A 1,069-nucleotide genomic window follows, 5' to 3' on the forward strand; every position below is an offset into this window, starting at 1 on the left:
CCTCCTGCTTGGCCGCGAGGCGTTCGATCCGCTCGCGCTTGAGGCTGGTCTGCTCCACTTGGGCGCGGATGGCATCCTGCTGCGCCGCGCGGCCGAGGGCGTAGCGCACCCCGGCCATCTCTTCGACCTGGCGGAGCAGGGCGATGCGGCGGTCGAGTATGGCCACGGCCTGGTCGGCATGCCAGTAGCGTACGTAGGCCGCCTCGGCGTCAGCCAGCAGATCCCGCGCAGTGGTGATTCGGTCGAGCCCGACCGCGACCGCGTCCTGGCTGGCCGCGGTCCGCGCGAGGCCGCGCTTGCCCCAGAGCGGGAAACGTTGGCGCAGCGCGTAGTCGACCTCGCGGTCGGCACCGGCGCTTCGCCAGGGCTTGTCCGGATCGAGGCCGCGGAATCCGACGGAGGCGGTCGGGTCGGGCAGGGCGCCCGCCGGCTGGATCCGGGCTTCGGCCGCCTGGGCCTCGAAGTCCAGTGCCCGCAGCTCGGGGTTCTGCTCGAGAACCCAGGCGCGGATCGACTCGAGGCTGTGCCCCGGTATGGGTTCGTTTGCGGTGACGGGCAGCGCCAGCGTCCACAAGGCGCCGGCGAGCACGCAGGAAAGTAGGTGCCGGAGCGGTGGCCGTCCGCGGATCAGCAGGCGAGGGTGCAGGCGTCTAACCTGAAACCGTTCGAACAGGGATGCCATATCAGTGTCCTTGTGCCGACGCGACGCAGGTCGCTCGGACGAAGGCAGCAGCACATGCCGTGACGCGCACGGCACGAACGCACAGCACTGCGCCGCACGGATGTGCGGAGCAGTCAGCGTTCGGGCATCAGATCAGCAACAGCGCCGCTGGATGGGCGGTCGGTCGGTGCCAAGCGGGTTTTGGAGGAAACTCGACCCGGGCGGATGTGGCCGCCGGCAAGCCGTCCAAGAACTGGGCCGCGGAAAACCAAGGGAGCCATGCTCCGACAAACAACGGTGGGATCGGGGGGATGCGCCCACTATTTGCGGAGATGCCCCCCTCGTTGCAATGTGTGTCACAGAGAGCCTTGTCCGCCGACGGAACTTTCGATTCGCAATCGTGGCCGT

At 68.8% G+C, this 1,069-nt stretch carries 1 protein-coding gene; it reads right to left on the reverse strand.

The window, feature by feature from the left end; genetic code table 11:
• A partial coding sequence (locus OC373_RS18680) for a TolC family protein (RefSeq protein ID WP_261998274.1) occupies window positions 1-682 on the reverse strand: 682 nt, incomplete at its 3' end.
• Window positions 683-1,069: the final 387 nt, after the last annotated feature.

This window comes from Stenotrophomonas sp. Ste96, from assembly GCF_024519495.1.
In the GTDB taxonomy this organism is placed as follows: domain Bacteria; phylum Pseudomonadota; class Gammaproteobacteria; order Xanthomonadales; family Xanthomonadaceae; genus Stenotrophomonas; species Stenotrophomonas bentonitica_A.